Origin of the sequence: Streptomyces sp. NPDC003077 (assembly GCF_040611095.1) — a bacterium.
Taxonomy (GTDB): domain Bacteria; phylum Actinomycetota; class Actinomycetes; order Streptomycetales; family Streptomycetaceae; genus Streptomyces.
The window spans coordinates 109370-125862 of record NZ_JBEXNM010000019.1 but is presented as its reverse complement, the minus strand read 5'-3'; the positions used below and the strand labels follow the sequence as shown (position 1 = coordinate 125862).

The following is a 16493-nucleotide window of genomic DNA, read 5'->3' as shown; positions in this document are numbered from 1 at the left end:
ATCCTCGGATCGAGGGGGCGGTCGGCTTGCCCGGCAACGGCACCGCTACGTCGCCGAGTCGGCTGGCGCACGCGCTTTGTTCGGCACCTCACCGCGTGAAGCCACCGGCCCCGAAGGGCAGTCGCGCCATCAGCCCATGACGTCACCCCAACCGGGCTGGATCATCGTCTGGTACGCCCATTTCCCCTGCTGCCGTACGAGGATGTCGACGTACCGAAGCTGTCGCTTCTCCCCGTCGACGGCCATGGTCGAGTCGCTGAACACCACGGCTATCGACGGGCTCAGGAACACCGGCGTGCGAACGGACTCCACGGAGAGTTCACCCTCCCCCGCTTCGCTCATCGCGTGGCCCATGCCTTCGAGGAGCCGGGCGCGGTCCCACTGCGCGGTGCGGCCGTCACCGTTCGAGTCGTCGCTGACCAGGTTGATCGGGAAGGCCGCCATGTCCGTCATGCGCTCGACGTCACGCCGGGCGCTGACCTCGTCGTACTCGGCGAACCAGGCTTCCAGGCTCGCGCGGTCCTCGTCCGACGGCGTGTAACCGATCTCGGGCAGGTTGATCAAGGGTCCCCCTACATCAGACATCAAGTTTGACTAGCTGCCATTGAACATAGTGGGCGGGAATCGTCTAGTCAAGCTTGAATAGCTATCCGCGTTCGATGCGCCCGCGTGCCGTTCGCGCCTGGAACGTGGCGCGACGCGCAGTTCGAGGCGCGGTCCGACACGTGGTTCACGCATGGTTCATGCGTGGTTCACGCGACGACGGTGAACGAGAAGATCGCGGCGGACCAACAAGCCTGTCCACTGGCGGGAGTTGGGACCGCGCGGCAAGGTGATGACCGGCGGGCGGTCCCTCGCGGCGATGCCCGCCGTACTGCCGGGATCTCTGGGAGGGGTACGCGATGCTGACGTCCACGCACCTGCCGGGCGGGCCGTGCTGGCTGGACCTGACGACCCCCGACGTCGAGGGGTCCGCCGCCTTCTACGGCGCCGTCTTCGGGTGGCGGTTGAGCCCGGCCCCACAGGGCGCCACGGACCACGGTCTCTTCCGTCTCGACGGCAAGATCGCCGCGTCCGTCCACCACGCCCACCACCGGGACGGCACGACGGCACCGGCCGCCTCGCCCGAGGACCCCGAAGCGGCCTGGACCGTGCACTTCCGCACCCCGGACGCCGATGTCACCGCCAAGGCCGTCGAGCGCGCGGGCGGCACGGTCCGCCGGGCGCCCGCCGACTTCCTCACCGCCGCCCGCACAGCCCACTTCACCGACCCCGGCGGCGCCCGCTTCGCCGTCTGGGAACCCCGCGACCTCCCGGGCCTGGAAGTGATCAACGCGCCCGGCTCGGCGAGCTGGATCGAGCTCTACACCACCGACGCCACCGCCGCGAAGGACTTCTACCGCGCGGTCTTCCCCTGGAACACCGACTGGGACCTCCCCCTGGGCGCCCATGTCTTCTCCATCGTCACCCCCACCGACGGCGACCGGACCACGCCCCACTGCGCCATCATGCAACTCCTCGACGACGCCGTCTCCGCCGGCGCCCGCTCCGAATGGCACCCCTATTTCGAGACCGCGGACTGCGACGCCGCCCAAGCCGCGGCCGAGGCCCACGGCGCCACCATCGTCGTCCCCGCCATCGACGTCCCCGGGGTCGGACGCGTCGCCACCTTCCGGGACCCGTTCCGGGCCCATTTCGCGGTGATGCAGAGCCCCCGGGGGTGATGGCCCCGGCCGGTCATACCGTGACTCCCGGGCGGCCGTCGCCCGCGCCCCGCCCTCCGGGCCGGTCGCTCCCGGACAGGTGTGTGTCAGTCCGTCGTTCAACCCGGTGCGCCTCCTCCTTACCGCGGCTCCACGCCTCCCCGGCTTCCCAAAGGGCGGCAGGCGACGCTCACGGACCACACGTCGTCCGCCTGATGGAGCTCCGGGTCGGCCGGGTCGTGGTCGCACGATCCGTACGGGTTGGGGTCCGCCATGACGAAAACGCGGGCGCCGGATTCCGGTACGTGATAGCGGTGTATATGGTCCGGCTTTTCGAGTTCGATGCTGTGGCCCATGGAAAGGATACGGGCCCGGACTTCCTCGTACTGCGCTCGGGGCGCGAAGTTCCCGTATTCCCGCGAGAGAGGCAGCGGCACGTCACCCGGGGACGATGCGTAGAGCTGCCGGTGGATCTGCACACTGAAGCCGGAGCAGGAATACGTGCCCTGCGGATTCCGAAAGAAGGAGACTTCCACGAGTCCGTAGTCCCGCCTCAATCGGCCGCGCCCGAATACGTCGAGGTAATCCGACCCCAGGGCGGCCTCCCAGTCGTCAGGGTCGGAACCCACCCCGACACCGAACACGTCGCAGTGAGTGGCGACATGAGCGTAGAAGTCCAGATCGGACACCCGTGGATCTCCTTGAATTCGGTGGTACAGCGAGCTTTACCGCACGGCTGGATGGACCGCACGGCGAACCTGGCCATTGAGCACGGCTCATGCCGTGCGAGGACACGCAACCGACCCAGCCGTCCAGGTATTTGCGCCTTCGCGCGTATCCGGACGATACTGATCGCCATGGAGCAGCGCATCAGTTTAATCACCTTGGGAGTATCCGATCTGTCCCGCGCACGCGCCTTTTACGAGGCTCTGGGCTGGCGTGGGCAAGAGGTGCAGGAAACGGTTTTCTTCCAGGCGGGCGGTCTCGGCCTGGTGCTGTGGGGCCGCGACAAGCTCGCGCGGGACTGCGGCGTGGAGGACGGGCCTGCTACCGGCTTCGGCGGTATCGCGCTCGCCCACAACGTGCGCTCCGAGGCCGAGGTCGACGCCCTGCTCGCCACGGCGCGGCAGGCAGGGGCCACCATCACCAAGCCCGCGACCACCAATCCCCTCGGCTTCTACTCGGGTGCGTTCGTCGACCCGGACGGCCATGCCTGGGAGATCGCGCACAACCCCGGTTTCCCGCTCGCCGCGGACGGCTCGATCACCATCCCCGACTTCGACAACCTCTGAAGGCCCTTGACGGGTAATCGGTAATCTCAAGGCCCTTGACGGGTAAGCCGTGCTGTCGTCAGCTTCCGTAAAGACGGCCCCACCCGAAGCCCAAATCCCGAAGCCCGAAGTCCCGAGTACGGAATGCGGCGGGTCGGCAGCCGATCCAGGACAGGGCGGGCTGACGGGCCGAAGGGGATGACACGGACAACATAAAGGCTCGCCGCCGGCACCGTGAATCAGCGTGTCGATGGCGGGCCGTCTTCGTTCCCCGGCAAAGGCGACCGGAAGCCTGCGTAACCGAGCTGCCAGTGCCTTTGGTCAACTGGTCAACGCCGTGAGCCGAGCTGCGCACCTGGGCGGCCGATACGAACGATGCGAGCCCACCGCCATATGCCGTGCATGACCCCGCCCCGCTGTCGGACCGGCAAGGCGGCTATGCGTGGCGTGGAGCGGATGCGGATCTGCCGGTTGCCGCGGATTACTTGCCGGTGTCTTCGGCAAGGGTGTGGGCGACGAGCGCGTTGGCGTGTCCGTGACCGAGGCCGTGTTCGGCCTTGAGCCAGGAGACGAGTTCCATGTGCTTGGTCAGGGGCGAGGAGCGGATGAGGTCCTTCCATTCCGCGATCGGGCGTCCGTATTTCTTCTCGATCGAGGGGAAGTAACTGGCGGGGCCCTTCACCGGTTCGGCCATTGCGGTGTCCTTCCGTTCGTGTTGATGATCTTGGTGATTGTCGCCTACCGCCGCCCGAGGCCCCTGGGGGCGAGAGCCGCTACCGCCGCACTTCCTGCGGCCCCTGGGTGGGAGCCGCTACCGCCGCGCTGCCGGGAGCCTCGCCGTCAGCCGGGCCAGGCCCGACCCCGGTGTCACCCGCTGTTCCGCCTCCGGCCGGCCAACTGGTCCCGCAACAACGCGTGGCGGAACTGGTACCTGGGGCCCTCGGCCCGGAGGAGATCGCGTTCGTAGGCGTCCTTCAGGAAGCGCATGCCGAGGGCCGGGAAGAGGTCGCGGCGGCGTAGTTGGAGGAACAGCAGGGTGGTGCGCCAGTGGGCGGACAGGGCGGCCGTGCCGGCGAGGCCGATGAGGATTCCGTCGCCGAGTGCGGTCGTCAGCCCGGCCACCCATCCGGCCGCGCGGCCGTTGCCGAACCCGTAGGCCGCGCCGAGGCAGAGGCCGGTCACCAGGCCGAACACGGCGGCGTGCCGCAGGTCCTGGCTCCAGGACGTGCCGGGGTCGGTGAGCGTGTCCGCGTGGGCGGCGGACCGGCCCGCCCCGACGATGAGCGCGATCGCGAGCGTGCCGACGGCCCCGGCGACCAGCCCGTAGGTGAGGCTTTTGGTGACCCCGTACGCCACCCCGACCGGCACCCCCGCGAGGCACCCGGTCGTCAGGGCCACGCGGGAACGCAGGGCCCGCCATCGGGACCGGCCCCACCGGCCCGTATCAGGGTGCCCGCGGCCCCCGTCGAGGACGGCCGCGGTGCCGACCAGGAGCCCGGCGGCCACGCCGTAGGAGTAGTGGGTCTGGTTGCCGATGGTGAACGTGACGGCGAGGCCGACCAGCAGGCCGACGGCCGGGTTGACCTGCTGTCGCCCCGCGCCACAGCGGGCGCGGAGCCGTCTGAGGCGGAGGGAGCGGGGATCACGGAGTTCGGAGACCGCCCCGACCAGGAACCCGAAGAGGAGGCCCAGCCCGGCCATGTAGACGGCCCCGAACTCGGCGCCCGTATGGTGCATCGCCTTGTACCGGCCCGGCCCGAAGACCACCGCGCCGACGCCCGCGGAGACGAACATGCCGACGGCCGCGATGACGGCGACGCGCGGGAAGGGCGACGCCCACCAGTGCAGGCGCCGCCAATCCAGGCCGCCGAGGTCGCGCCGGGCCATCTCGGCCGCGAGGTACCCGAGCCACCGCCGGGCGTCCTCGGGAGCGTACGGGCTGCCGGCGGGGCCGGGGCGCGGGCGGTAGGCGACGTCCACGAACCGGTCCAGCAGGTATGCCACGACGTCGTCCCGGGTCGTGCACCGGCCCGGGGTCAGCAGGTCGTCGACGGTGGCGGAGTCGCGGACGCCGTCGCGGACGAGCGTCAGCGTGAGCGGTGAGTCGAGGGAGCGGGACAGGACGCTGTCGGGCTCGTCGTTGAGGTGCTCGATCAGCCGGTCCCACGGGCGCGACGGCGAGGCGGGTCGCAGGCGTTCGAGGTACGCGGCGGCGTCGGCGCGGGAGACCGCCGAGAGTTCCAGGGCCGCCGCCCCGTGCAGGTGCCCGGCGCGCACGGTGTCGAGGTAGTCCTCGGTACGGCAGAAGAGCATCACCCGGCAGGGGGCGTGCCGGTCGATCTCTTCGAGGGCGATCCGGCGCAGCGCGGGCGCCAGTTCGTCGAAGCCGTCCAGGAACAGGGCGATCCGGCCCGTCGCGACCAGCCGCTCGGCGGCGTCGCGTCCGTGGTCGGCCGACCGGAGGAAGCGGTAGTCCGCGGCGAGCCGGTCGGCGAGCCAGCCGAACAGGGACCGGCGCTCGTGGTCCCACCTCGTGACGGTCAGCAGGACGGGCACGGGGACGCGGGCGCGCCGCTCGTCGTCGAGTTCGCGGCGGTGGCGCAGCGCGTCGAGCACGGTGCGGACCGCCGCGTCGCTCTTGCCGCTCCCCGGTGCGCCGAGGACGACGATCCTGCCGGAGCGCAGTCCGCCGTAGACGAGGAACAGGTCGCCGAGTCCGCCTTCGCGCACGGTGGCGGACTCGGCGGCGGGGACGCCGGGCAGCGCGTTGAACGGGGCCGGTGCCTCCGGGTTGCCCAGGGCCACCGACTCGTGGCCGGTCACCGGGTGGCGCGACCAGCTCCACCGCACCGGGATCGCCTCGGGAACGTACAGCCGCCGCTTGCGCGCCTCCTCGTCCCACTGCTGCCACACCGCCTGGGCCAAGGCGTCCGCCGCGGCCGTCACCAGTGCGTCCGGCTGCCGGTCTCTGGCGGCGTCGACGCGGCCCGCCTGGAACTGTGCCCAGGCCATGTACATCCCGCCCAGCCCGACCAGCGCGGGCACCACCGCCTCCTGCGACCGGTACGCGAGGGCCAGCCACAGGCCGCCGGTCAGCCCGGCCGCCGTCAGCAGCAGGTAGGTCACTCCCGTCCACCGCGTCCGCGTCCGCATCCGCGCGTCCCCCCTTCCGCCCGGCCCGACCGCGGTGCCGACGGGGGATCAGCTTCGTCTCCGGGCGTCGCGGCACCGGACGGGTCCGGCTCTGCTCCCGCTTCCTTCCCCCGGCCGTTGGCGCTTCAACGGGGACGGGGCACCTCGACGGGGACGGGGCACCTCGACGGCGGGCGGTGGTTCTCCGGGGAGGGGGCGGTTCGACGGCCGAGCGGTTCTCCGGGGACGGGACGGTTCGACGGCGAGGGCAGTCCTCCGGGAGCGGGACGGTTCGGCGGCGGGGACGGGCCTCCGGGGAACGGGACAGCTCAACGGCGGGCGGCGACTCTCCGGCAACGGGACGGTTCGACGGCGGGATATCGGCACCGCGCCCCTCCTTCCCGGGCCTCCCGACGGGCTCTCCACCCCCGTCCCGGAAGCCCCGGCGAAACACGAAGAACGTCCCCCTTTCCCACGGCCGTCCTGCCCCCCTCCGGGCCGTCGGTCCCCTTGCACGAACCCGCCTCCGATGCACTGATCCACTGACTGGAAAATGTGTGCGAAGATTCGCTGCCCGGCCCGGGTGGGCCGGGGCGACAAGGGGAAAACTCGTGAAAACAACGACACACAGATCCGCCGTCGGCGCGGTGCTCGCCGTGGCCGTGTCGGCCGTGTTCCTGCCCGCTCCCTCGGCGGGGGCGGTGGGGCGGACCACCCACGTGGACAAATCGACCACTGATTCCTTCAGCCGTATCGCCGACGCCATCCTCTCGGAGCGCACGGCGGCGCTCCTGGACGGCCGGTCCTCGGGGCACATAGCCACGTTCCCCCGGCACAAGGTGCGCCTGTCGGCCGGGATGGCGCGGGCGGAGCGCGCGGGCGTCTCCGAACTCCGCGACCGCAAGAAGCGGCTCGCCGTCCTGGGCGAGGCGTACACCACCGGCAGCACCCAGGTCGCCGTGGACGGGACGCAGGTCAAGGGCAACCGCGCCACCGTGCAGGTCACCGAGACCACCACGCTCACCTACAAGAAGGTCCGGGGCAACGAGCCCACCACGACCGGCTTCAAGGCACGCCACGAGCTGACCTTCACCTCCAAGCCGGGCGGCACGTGGGAGCTGACGGGCATGAAGCCCCAGGACGACGGCCCGGGCGCCATCAACGAGCCCTCGACCGCGCAGGCGGCGGTGGCGGCCCCGAGCACCACCACGACGCCCAACGCCCCCCGTGCCGCGATCACCCGCTCCCCGAAGCCGGTCCCGAAGAAGCTGACGGGTACCAAGTACAACTACGCCGCCATGGCCGCGTACACCGAGAAGTACTGGCGGAACTACAACCCCGCGTACCGGAAGTTCAACGAGGCCGGTGGCGACTGCACGAACTTCCTGAGCCAGGGCCTGAAGGCCGGCGGCTGGACGACCGAGGGCGGCTCCGCCGGGGACTACCGCAAGTGGTGGTACGACGCCAAGGGCCAGTCCGACAGCTGGGTCGGCGTCAACGAGTGGTCCTGGTATGCGCTCAACTCCAAGCGCGTGACCAGCCTGGCGAACGTCTACCAGATGGACGTCGGCGACGTCATGCAGATGGACTTCGACGGTGACGGGTCCAAGGACCACTCCATGATGACCACGTACCGGAGCAAGGACGGCGTTCCGTACCTGACCTACCACTCGACCAACACCTACCGGAAGTCGGTGGCGAGCATCATCGCGTCGTACCCGAACTCGGTCTACTACGCCTACCGCACCTGACGGCCGCCCGGCCGGGACGTCGCTCCCGGCCGACGGCAGCGGGCCCGGCTCTCACCGGCCGGGCCCGCCCCGTTCCGCGAACGGGCACCGGCATGCCGGGCTTCCCCTGAGGGATCGCCCGGTAGGCCGTCAGGAATCGCCCGGAGATCCGTCAGAGATCGCCCGCGAAGCCGCCCGGTAGCACGGCAACGCGCCCGGTAGCACGGCGACGCGGCCGGAGAGGCCGGCAGCCCCCGTCACAAAGAACCCCAAACCGCCCAAGACCGGCCCCCGGACGTGCTCGGCACCAGGGGCCTGTGTGTCGCGTGACACTTCCTGTGATACTTGGGACAGAACATATGTCCTGGTGCCAGGGAGTAGGAAATTGTCGAAGAGGACCGTGCTCGGCGCGCCGGCTCTGGTCACCGTGGCCGCGCTCACCTTCGGGTTGACGGCCTGTGGTTCCGACGAGGGCGGTGAACCGAGCTCCCAGGCCTCCACCTTCCAAAAGCCCGCCCCGGTGAAGGGCGACGAGGGCAGGAAGGCCGAAGAGAAGTGGGACGGCAAGGTCAGGGTGCTCGGGGACGGTTCGACGTCCTACACCGGCCCACAGCCCAAGCAGCCCAAGGCCGAGAAGCTGAAGCCGGGCGAGAAGCCGCCGCAGTTCGTGGTGTTCTCCTGGGACGGCGCATTGGAAGGTGACGACCACCTCTTCTCGCACTTCCGTCAGGTCGCCGAGCAGAACAACGCCAAGATGACGTTCTTCCTCACCGGCACCTATCTGCTGCCGAAGAGCAAGGCGTCGATGTACAAGCCGCCGCAGCACAAGCCCGGCGAGTCGGCGATTTCCTACGCGACGGACGAGCACATCAAGGACACCCTGAAGCAGGTCCGGGGCGCCTGGCTGGACGGCAACGAGATAGGCACGCATTTCAACGGCCATTTCTGCGGGCCCAAGGGCGGTGGCGACTGGAGTGCGGCGGAGTGGAAGAGCGAGATCGACCAGGCGTACTCGTTCGTCCAGAACTGGAAGACCAACACCGGTTACACGGACCTGCCCCCGCTCCCCTTCGACTACGAAAAGGAGCTGGTGGGCGGCCGGGCACCGTGCCTGGAAGGCCAGAAGAACCTTTTGACGGCCGCCAAGGAGTACGGCTGGCGCTACGACGCCAGCTCGCCCGGCGACTTCCAGATATGGCCGTCGAAGATGAACGGAATCTGGAATTTCCCGCTCCAGTTGCTGCCCTACCCCAAGAGCGAGAAGCAGGTCCTGTCCATGGACTTCAACTTCCTCTACAACCAGTCCGGTGACGAGACCAAGGGTGACCCGGCGAAATACGCGGAATGGCGGAAGCTGACCCGCGACGGTTACCTCAACGGATTCGAGCGCGTCTACCACGGAAGCCGGGCGCCGCTCTTCATCGGCAACCACTTCGAGGACTGGAACGGTGGCATCTACATGAAGGCCATCGAGGACGTCATGACGTCCGTGTGCAAGCGCGAAGGCGTCCGCTGCGTGTCCTTCAAGCAGGTCGCCGACTGGCTGGACGCCCAGGACCCCGCCGTCCTGGAAAGGCTGCGCGGCCTCGACCCGGCACAGTCCCCGGACTGGTCGAAGCTGGTGAAGTAGCCGAGCGCCCCCTTATGACGGTGCCGGCCCCGCCCATAGCAGAAGGGCGGGGCCGGCACCGTCATACAAGGGCCCGCGGTTCTTTCTCCGTTCCCACGCTGAGTACCTGACGCGTTCTTACCTGCTCCTACGAGGACGAGGACGCGGGCGAGGACGAGGACGAGGACGAGGACGTGGTCATGTACCGCGTCCAGATGTCGATCGGGTACGTGCTCCCGACCGTGCCCTCGGGCGCGCCACCGATGCCGTCCAGGGGCAGCAGTTCCTGGCTCTTGGGGTCGATGCGGGAGAGCGAGACGGCGGTCGACAGCTTGCCCTGGTAGCCCACGAACCAGGCGGACTTGTTGTCCTGCGCCGTACCCGTCTTCCCGGCCACGTCCGGGCCGGCGGCCTTGGCCGTGGTGCCCGTGCCCCGGCGGACGGCGTCCCGCAGGGCGTCGTCCACCGCGTTCGCGACCGAGGGCGGCAGGACCTCGCTGGACTCCGGGGTGTCCACGGGCACGTCGGTGCCCCTGCGGGTCAGCTTGCCGACCGAGTACGGCGGGCTGTGCCGGCCCTCGGCCGCGAACGTGGCGTAGGCGTCGGCCATGCGGATGGCGCTGGGGGTGGCGGTGCCGAGGGAGAAGGAGGGCAGTTTCTGCCCGAGGCTGCTCTCCAGCAGTCCGGTCTCCACGCTCACCTTGCCGACGAGGTCCAGGCCCGCGTCCATGCCCAGCTGCATCATCGTCGTGTTGACGGAATGCACCACCGCTTCCTTGAGCGGGATCTTGCCCCAGGACTTCTCACCGTCGTTCTCCGCCCTGGCGATCTTTCCCGCCCGGTCCCAGTAGGGCCCTTCGGGGGTGAGCAGCGTGATCTTGTTGTTGCCGTCGTAGACGGTGGCCGGGGTGACGGGCGTACGCGGCGCGCCGCGCTCCCGCTGGACGCCTTCGCGCAGGGCGGTGGCGTAGACGAAGGGGGTGAAGGCGCTGCCCGCCGGTACGGCGGAGGAGTTGGCGTCGTTGAAGCCCTGCTTGAGGTAGTCGGGTCCGCCGTACAGGGCGACGATCCGGCCGTCCGTGGTCACGGAGGCGGCACCGATGCGCACGTTCCGGTCGGCTTCGCGCGTCTTCGGGTCGAGTTCCTTGCGCGATTTTTCCACGGCGTCGGCCAGTGCCTTCACCCGGGGCTTTTCGAAGGTGGTGTGGACCTGGAATCCGCCGAGGGCGAATTCCCGCTCGGATATCTGGGTGTGGGCGCTGACGTAGGCGCGGGCCGTCTCCACGAGGTAGCCGGTCTGCCCGGTCAGTCCGGCCAGCTTGGGTGGGACCCGGGGCTCGGGGAACTTGGTGTAGCCGGCCCGCTCCTCCTTGGAGAGCTTACCGATGGCCACCATGCGGTCCAGGACCCAGTTCCAGCGCTCCACCGCGCGGTCGTGGTTCCCCTTTCCGAGGGCCGGGTCGAAAAGGGCGGCGCCCTTGAGCAGCGAGGCGAGGAACGCCCCCTCGCTCGTGTTGAGTTCCCAGACGTCCTTGTCGTAGTAGGCGTGCGCGGCCCGCTGGATTCCGTAAGTGCCCCGCCCGAACCAGCTCGTGTTGAGATAACGCTCCAGGATCTCGTCCTTGCTCATCTTGTTGTCCAACTTGATGGCGATGAACATCTCGTGGACCTTCCGGGAGAAGGTCTGCTCCTGGTTGAGATAGGCGTTCTTGACGTACTGCTGGGTGATGGTGGACCCGCCCTGGGTGTCGCCACCGGTGATCATTCTGGTGGCGGCCCGGATCATGCCGCTGGGTGAGACGCCGCTGTCGGAATAGAAGGTCTCGTTCTCGGCGGCCAGCACCGCCCAGCGGATCTTTTCCGGCACCTTGTCGAGGGGCATTTCCTGCCGGTTGATGTCGCCGGTGCGGGCCATCTCGCTGCCGTCGGCCCAGTAATAGACGTTGTCCTGCTGGGTGGCGAAAGCGTTCAGGTCGGCGGGTATCTCCGTGCGCGCGTACATGATCAACAAAAGGCCGGCCAGCACGCCCAGGGACGAGCCGGTGAGCCCCAGCGACTGTCGCCAGGACGGCACCCACCTCCGGAACCCCGACCGTCCTGGTCGCGGGTAGACCGGAAGCAGCCGGGGCCGGCGGCGGTGCTGGGCCCGCCGCCGGCCCTCGCCGGACCGCCGGCCGGCGGGGGCGGCCGGAGCGGCGGAGGAATTCCGGGCATGCGCCCCTTTTCGTTGTTCGATCACGTGACCGACTTTATGGTATGTAGACCCGCAAGAATGTTCTGGTCCGCCACAAAAACATTACGTTTCCCGCGCGCCTCGCTCCGGACCACCTGATGACACCTCATGGCCGGTCCGGATTGGGGTGGGTGCCACCTATTTCCCTGGTCGGCCAGGTCGTCATCGCCGGACGAACAGTGTCCGGCGTAAGGGCTTATACGGGAGAGAAAGCCTTACGTTCGCCCGAGGCTCGTACCAACCCGCGACCGGCCCATGACGGAACCGTGCCCGCACCACCCCCGGACAGACTCGCGGACCTGCTCGTGACCTCGCACATAGCCCCTACTCCTGGCCCCGCGCGTGGCTGGTGATCACCACTGGAACGCACGCGCCGACGAGCGAATTCGGTCATCCTGCCTGACGGGCGTTGCCCGCCACGTCGCCGGCCGTCATGATCCTCGCGGTCCCGACCGCCGGGACCCGGCACGGGACGACGAACCGTGCACCGCGCCACCGAAGCGGAGCACGAACGACGCCCGGCCATGCGCTCAGCGCGTCGGCCCCGAGCCTCCTTGGAGTCCCCAGTGCGTATCACCACGCACCGCCCACAGAACAGGGCCGTATACGTGCACCGCCCAGAAAACAGGGCATGGACGTACACCGCCCCGAGGACAGGACCGTGGACGTGCACGCACCGCCGATCACGAACGGAAGCCGATGACCATCCCGCACCGCGTGCTGCTGATCCTGGCCACGGTCCTGCTGGCCGGGCAGACCTACGTCGCCGCCTCCTTCTACCTTTTCTTCGGCCCGCTTTTCGTGGGCGGCATCATGCCGGAGGAACCGCTGAGCGACCGCGACATCATGACGACGAGGATCGTGCTGATAAGCGCCGGAGTCTTCATCGTCGGCATGAGCGCATGGTTCTTCTACGCGCTGGTGCGCTCGCTGGTCCTCAAGATCTCCATCGCCACACCCCTACTCGCCGCGTGCGGGCTGCAAGTGCTCATCGTCTCCCGCGCCGTCTCCAACGTCTGGCCCTTGGCCATCGTCCTGACCACCGGCTTCCTCGCCATCCTGACGACCGCCTACGTCCTGGACCGCAAACGCCTCCGCACGCCGGCGAGCTGAACGTCAAGGGCGACCACCACTCTGATACCTCCTTTCCCGTCCCACCCTTCCGCCTTCTCCCCTCCCCCTGACCACACCCAAGTGCTCCAATGAGCCACCAGTTACGGAAGCGCCGGGAAACCCGCACGCCACGAACCCCGGCCAGAGGGGCACGGTCTCGCGTGTTCCCGGTCGGCCGGGTTCGAGGGGTGGGCATGGAAGGCAGAACGAGCACTTCCTACGACACATACGTGACGGAATGTGAGCGGTTGTTCGCGGCCGGAGCGTACGCGGCGGTGCGGGACACCGCACAGCGCGGGCTGGCGGAAGCCGAGGAGACGGGACACGAGGAGCGGACCGGTGCCATCGCGGCGGTGGCCGCCTTGCACTGCCGGCTCGGGCGGGCCCACGCCGCGGAGGACGACGAGGACCATGACGCCGAGGCCGAGCGCGCCTACCGGGCCGGTCTGTCGCTCGCGCCCGACGACCTCGACCTGCTCGCCGCGTACGCCGAACTCTGCATCGCCGCCGACAGCTTCGGCCACCCGGGCCGGGCCGCCCACGCCCCGAAGCTCCTCGCTCGCATCGAGGAACTCGCCCCCACCTCATCCCAAGCCGCCCGAGCGCGCGAGGCCGACCGGCGCGACAAGCGCGGCTACCGGGAAACGCTGAAGGACGACATGGCCGAGGCCCAGATACGGAACATGGCCACCGCGGAACAGCAAAAGGACACGCGCGACGCTCTCGCGGCACGCGGCACGCGGCACGCGGCACGCGGCACGCGGCACGCGGCACGCGGCACGCGGCACGCGGAAACGGGACGGGGACGAAGGCGGAAACGGACCCGGCTCGGGCACGAGCGGGGGAGCAGCCCGAGGCCCGGTCCGCCGACCACCACACCGCGGTACTCGCCGCCACGCTTGAGGAGCTTTCCGGTCCGGGCAAGGGCCTGTTGCGCTTCCTCGTCCGGTACCGCCCGGTGGCCTGGGGCGTGACCCTGCTGCTCACCCTCGCGGTCAACATAACGCTGCGCGCCACCGGGATGGTCCAGGGCTTCTCACCGTGGGGGCTGCTGTGCGCGCTCCCCATGTTCCTCGTGGACCGGCGACTCGCCGCCGCCCGGCGCGAAGGCGAACGCCGCGTACGGGAGAGGGCCGTGCAGGACGCCGAGGAACGGACCAGCCGAACCGACCGAGACGGGGCCCGCCACCAGGACGTCTAGTGCTGTGACCGCATGGGTTCACCGGGTTGCTGTTGCTGTTGCTGTGAAGTGCTCGATGATGCGGATGTGCGGGTGTGCCTCAGCGGTAGTTGGCCAGGCCGTCCGCGAGTTCTTCTTCGTCGCCGTCGCGGAGTGCGTAGAGGGCTTGCTGCAGGGCGAATGTGCCGCGGATCGCGGCGATGCGGGCGGGGAGTCGGTGATTTGACCAGCTGCCCAGGGCGAGCACCCGCTCCAGGAGCTCAGAGCCGTAGCTGGCGCCGATGGCTGCGAGGTCCTCGGCCGGGTCGCTGAGTGTGACATCGTCCCAGTCGATTACTCCGGAGAGGCGCGGCAGGCCGTGCGCCCACTCCCACAGGACGTTTTCGGCACCGAGGTCGCCGTGCACCACTGCTCGGGTGAGGTGGGGAAGGCTGTCGAGTGCGGTGAGTTCCCGCTCGGCCCGTAGGCGTCCGCTGTCGGACATGAGCGGGAACAGCTCCGCGCGCACGTTCTCCGCGAGCCGCCGCCACTGGCCTTCTGGGGCCTGGGGGAGGACTGATCGTACGGTCTCGTCGGTGCCGGCACGGGCCAGGCCGGACAGCAGCGTGGCGTACTGCGCCGCCACGGTGTCGGCCACTTGGGCATCGTGGAGGGCGTCGGTCTGCAGCGGTTCTCCAGGGATGCGGCTGAGTACCAGGAACGGTGGCTCGTCGGTGCCGTGGGCGCCGTCTTGGAGCAGCGGCTCAGGTGTGCGGAAGCCGAGATCGAGGCCGGCGAGTGCGTGTAGTGTGGCCGCCCGCTGGGGCAGCCGGGCGGCGGCTGCCGGGGTGCGGGGCAGGCACACGACGCGGTCTGTGCCAATGACCACGAGGTGGAATTGCCCCTGACGTACTGCGAGGTCGTCCGGTTTGTCGTCGGGCAGCAGACGGCTCAGCAGAGCGCGATGCGTCGTACGGATGCTCACGGGTGTGTCCTCTGGATCCTTCGATGGGTCGGAGGCGATGTGCACGCAGTGCTGTCGGGCCGCGCCGGCGGGCGGGCGCCCGCCCCAGCGCATGCTTTTCTCGCTGCGGATGCGGGCTCGTTCTCGGCGTTGAGCGGCCAGGACGTCGGGATGGCGGGCGTTGGCGTTGCGCCATCGCAGACAGGCGGGCAGGGCCTGGGTCTGCGCGGGGTGGCTGCGGTGGTTTGAGTTGGCCGGGGTGAACTGCCGCAGCGGTCCGAAGTGGGCCTCGATCGGGTTGGCCCAGGAGGCGTGGGTCGGGGTGAAGCACAGCCCGACCTTGTTCTTCTTCGCCCGGCAGGAGCCCGCAGTGGGCCGGATCCCCGGCGGTCCGAACCCGTCGAAGGCAAAGACCCGGTCCGGGAAGTGCTCCAGGACGTGCTCGATCCGGTCGAGTTTGGCCTCGCGCTCCGGGTCGGGGGACTCCTTCCAGGGCTTGGTGCGCGGGAAGGTGATACCGCGGCGGCGAAGCAGGCAGCGTAAGGCTTCGCGGCCGATGCGGAGGATGCGTCCGTGGACGCGGCGCAGGTAGGCGGCGAGTTTGCGGATCGACCGGGGGGTGAAGGGCCGGCCGAGTTTGGTGGGGCGGGTGGTGGCCGTCTGGAGCACGAAGTCTTCGTCGTCAGGGGTGAGCAGGCGGGGACGGCCTCCCGCCCATTGAGGGCCCGGGCAGGCCAGGCCGATCTCGTGGAACCGGTGGATCACCTCCGGCACCGTGTTCTCGTCGGCCTGGACCAGCTGGGCGATCACCGGTACGCGGTTTCCGCCGGCGGACGCCGGCAGCATCATCGCCCGCCGGTAGCGCACCGAGCTGGTACCGCCCCGGCGCACGACCTGCTGCAGCTTCTGCCCTTCCTGGTCGGTCAGTCTGCGCACCCGCACAGGCTCGGCCACCACACCTCCAACGGTCGGAATGGACGTCACCGCCCATCCAACCGCTCCAACTACCAACCCGGCGAACCTATTCGGTCACAGCACTAGGAGATCCGACGACGCCGCCGAAGCCGCTCGGCTCGGATCACCTGTCCTCCAGTTCCTCCTGGACGGGCGGCTTCGAGGTGTCGCGCAGGTGCTGGGACTGGCCCGGCTTGCCGCCCTTGCGGGCCTGTTGCGCCTGCTGGGCCCGGCTGTGGCCGAGGTCGGAGTCGGGGTCGACGCGTACCGAGTGCGCGACCTCCTCCTTGTTCGCGTAATCGTCGGCGGGGATGCCGCGCAGCGCCTTGATCACCTCGGAGGAGGCACCGGCGGTCTTGGCCGCGTCGATCAGTTCTTCCTTGCCCGCCGGGAAGTCGACCTCTCCGAGGGCGCCGACGACCTCGCGCGCGCTGGTGTGGGCGTGGGACATGATCTTCTCCTGCCAGTCCTGCCAGACGGGTGCACCCCCTGTGGTCCCTCTTGCCCCATCCGGGTAACCCGTGCCCGGACGGCCGAAACAGCACCGGTGCAGGTCAAAGAGCCTCGGACGCCGAGCGCCGCCACCGGTCCCGAGCCGATGCCGCCTTCGTCCGACCGGACCGGA

Annotated in this window: 14 protein-coding genes and 1 pseudogene; 7 read left to right on the top strand and 8 right to left on the bottom strand. The window is 69.5% G+C overall.

Going from position 1 to position 16493, the window contains the following annotated elements:
• Positions 1-129: 129 nt before the first annotated feature.
• Positions 130-564 carry a nuclear transport factor 2 family protein gene (locus tag ABZX96_RS15985; protein ID WP_355544175.1) on the bottom strand — a complete coding sequence of 145 codons (435 nt, stop codon included), beginning with the start codon at positions 562-564 and terminating at the stop codon, positions 130-132.
• A gap of 338 nt (positions 565-902) precedes the next feature.
• Here ABZX96_RS15985 and ABZX96_RS15980 point away from each other — a divergent pair, with 338 nt between their 5' ends.
• Positions 903-1724 carry a VOC family protein gene (locus ABZX96_RS15980; RefSeq protein ID WP_355544143.1) on the top strand — a complete coding sequence of 274 codons (822 nt, stop codon included), beginning with the start codon at positions 903-905 and terminating at the stop codon, positions 1722-1724.
• Between the two features lie 119 nt (positions 1725-1843).
• On the opposite strand, the gene ABZX96_RS15975 is transcribed toward ABZX96_RS15980, so the two are convergent.
• Entirely contained in the window at positions 1844-2392 is a 549-nt protein-coding gene (locus ABZX96_RS15975; RefSeq protein WP_355544140.1) for a hypothetical protein, read from the bottom strand.
• A gap of 168 nt (positions 2393-2560) precedes the next feature.
• Between ABZX96_RS15975 and ABZX96_RS15970 the strand changes: the two genes are divergently transcribed.
• Positions 2561-2995, top strand: a complete 435-nt coding sequence (locus tag ABZX96_RS15970) for a VOC family protein (protein ID WP_355544137.1) — start codon at positions 2561-2563, stop codon at positions 2993-2995.
• Positions 2996-3455: 460 nt separating this feature from the next.
• Here ABZX96_RS15970 and ABZX96_RS15965 read toward each other — a convergent pair whose 3' ends face one another.
• Together ABZX96_RS15965 and ABZX96_RS15960 are read right to left on the bottom strand one after the other, a co-directional pair.
• Positions 3456-3668, bottom strand: a complete 213-nt coding sequence (locus ABZX96_RS15965) for a DUF4287 domain-containing protein (protein WP_355544134.1) — start codon at positions 3666-3668, stop codon at positions 3456-3458.
• A gap of 173 nt (positions 3669-3841) precedes the next feature.
• Positions 3842-6127: a hypothetical protein gene (locus tag ABZX96_RS15960; RefSeq protein WP_355544131.1), complete on the bottom strand. Its 2286-nt coding sequence runs from the start codon at positions 6125-6127 to the stop codon at positions 3842-3844.
• A 590-nt stretch (positions 6128-6717) separates the two neighbouring features.
• Between ABZX96_RS15960 and ABZX96_RS15955 the strand changes: the two genes are divergently transcribed.
• Entirely contained in the window at positions 6718-7857 is a 1140-nt protein-coding gene (locus ABZX96_RS15955) for an amidase domain-containing protein (RefSeq protein WP_355544128.1), read from the top strand.
• Positions 7858-8221: 364 nt separating this feature from the next.
• Positions 8222-9466 carry a hypothetical protein gene (locus tag ABZX96_RS15950; protein ID WP_355544125.1) on the top strand — a complete coding sequence of 415 codons (1245 nt, stop codon included), beginning with the start codon at positions 8222-8224 and terminating at the stop codon, positions 9464-9466.
• Positions 9467-9593: 127 nt separating this feature from the next.
• Here ABZX96_RS15950 and ABZX96_RS15945 read toward each other — a convergent pair whose 3' ends face one another.
• Complete coding sequence (locus ABZX96_RS15945; protein WP_355544172.1) at positions 9594-11447, bottom strand: transglycosylase domain-containing protein; 1854 nt, start codon at positions 11445-11447, stop codon at positions 9594-9596.
• 930 nt (positions 11448-12377) lie between these two features.
• Here ABZX96_RS15945 and ABZX96_RS15940 point away from each other — a divergent pair.
• The 3 genes from ABZX96_RS15940 (at position 12378) to ABZX96_RS15930 (ending at position 13992) form a co-directional block, all read left to right on the top strand.
• The gene (locus tag ABZX96_RS15940) at positions 12378-12791 is read left to right on the top strand and encodes a hypothetical protein (RefSeq protein ID WP_355544122.1); all 414 of its coding nucleotides are present in this window, start codon (positions 12378-12380) and stop codon (positions 12789-12791) included.
• 194 nt (positions 12792-12985) lie between these two features.
• Positions 12986-13765, top strand: coding sequence for a hypothetical protein (locus ABZX96_RS15935; RefSeq protein WP_355544119.1), 780 nt, complete (start codon positions 12986-12988; stop codon positions 13763-13765).
• Positions 13762-13992 carry a hypothetical protein gene (locus ABZX96_RS15930; protein WP_355544116.1) on the top strand — a complete coding sequence of 77 codons (231 nt, stop codon included), beginning with the start codon at positions 13762-13764 and terminating at the stop codon, positions 13990-13992. Before ABZX96_RS15935 ends, ABZX96_RS15930 begins: the two co-directional genes overlap by 4 nt.
• A 79-nt stretch (positions 13993-14071) precedes the next feature.
• On the opposite strand, the gene vph is transcribed toward ABZX96_RS15930, so the two are convergent.
• The 3 genes and pseudogenes from vph to ABZX96_RS15915 form a co-directional block, all read right to left on the bottom strand.
• The gene (gene vph / locus ABZX96_RS15925) at positions 14072-14935 is read right to left on the bottom strand and encodes a viomycin phosphotransferase (RefSeq protein ID WP_355544169.1); all 864 of its coding nucleotides are present in this window, start codon (positions 14933-14935) and stop codon (positions 14072-14074) included.
• 57 nt (positions 14936-14992) lie between these two features.
• Positions 14993-15868: pseudogene (locus ABZX96_RS15920) on the bottom strand (helix-turn-helix domain-containing protein); the annotation flags it as partial.
• A 124-nt stretch (positions 15869-15992) separates the two neighbouring features.
• On the bottom strand, positions 15993-16319 hold the full coding sequence (locus tag ABZX96_RS15915; RefSeq protein WP_355544113.1) for a DUF2795 domain-containing protein: 327 nt from the start codon (positions 16317-16319) through the stop codon (positions 15993-15995).
• Positions 16320-16493: the final 174 nt, after the last annotated feature.

Excerpts from the sequence above, each read along its gene's own strand:
- ABZX96_RS15980 (WP_355544143.1), top strand. The coding sequence starts at position 903 with ATGCTGACGTCCACGCACCTGCCGGGCGGGCCGTGCTGGCTGGACCTG.
- ABZX96_RS15970 (WP_355544137.1), top strand. The coding sequence starts at position 2,561 with ATGGAGCAGCGCATCAGTTTAATCACCTTGGGAGTATCCGATCTGTCC.
- ABZX96_RS15965 (WP_355544134.1), bottom strand. The coding sequence starts at position 3,668 with ATGGCCGAACCGGTGAAGGGCCCCGCCAGTTACTTCCCCTCGATCGAG.
- ABZX96_RS15960 (WP_355544131.1), bottom strand. The coding sequence starts at position 6,127 with ATGCGGACGCGGACGCGGTGGACGGGAGTGACCTACCTGCTGCTGACG.
- ABZX96_RS15945 (WP_355544172.1), bottom strand. The coding sequence starts at position 11,447 with ATGTACGCGCGCACGGAGATACCCGCCGACCTGAACGCTTTCGCCACC.
- ABZX96_RS15940 (WP_355544122.1), top strand. The coding sequence starts at position 12,378 with ATGACCATCCCGCACCGCGTGCTGCTGATCCTGGCCACGGTCCTGCTG.
- ABZX96_RS15935 (WP_355544119.1), top strand. The coding sequence starts at position 12,986 with ATGGAAGGCAGAACGAGCACTTCCTACGACACATACGTGACGGAATGT.
- ABZX96_RS15915 (WP_355544113.1), bottom strand. The coding sequence starts at position 16,319 with ATGTCCCACGCCCACACCAGCGCGCGCGAGGTCGTCGGCGCCCTCGGA.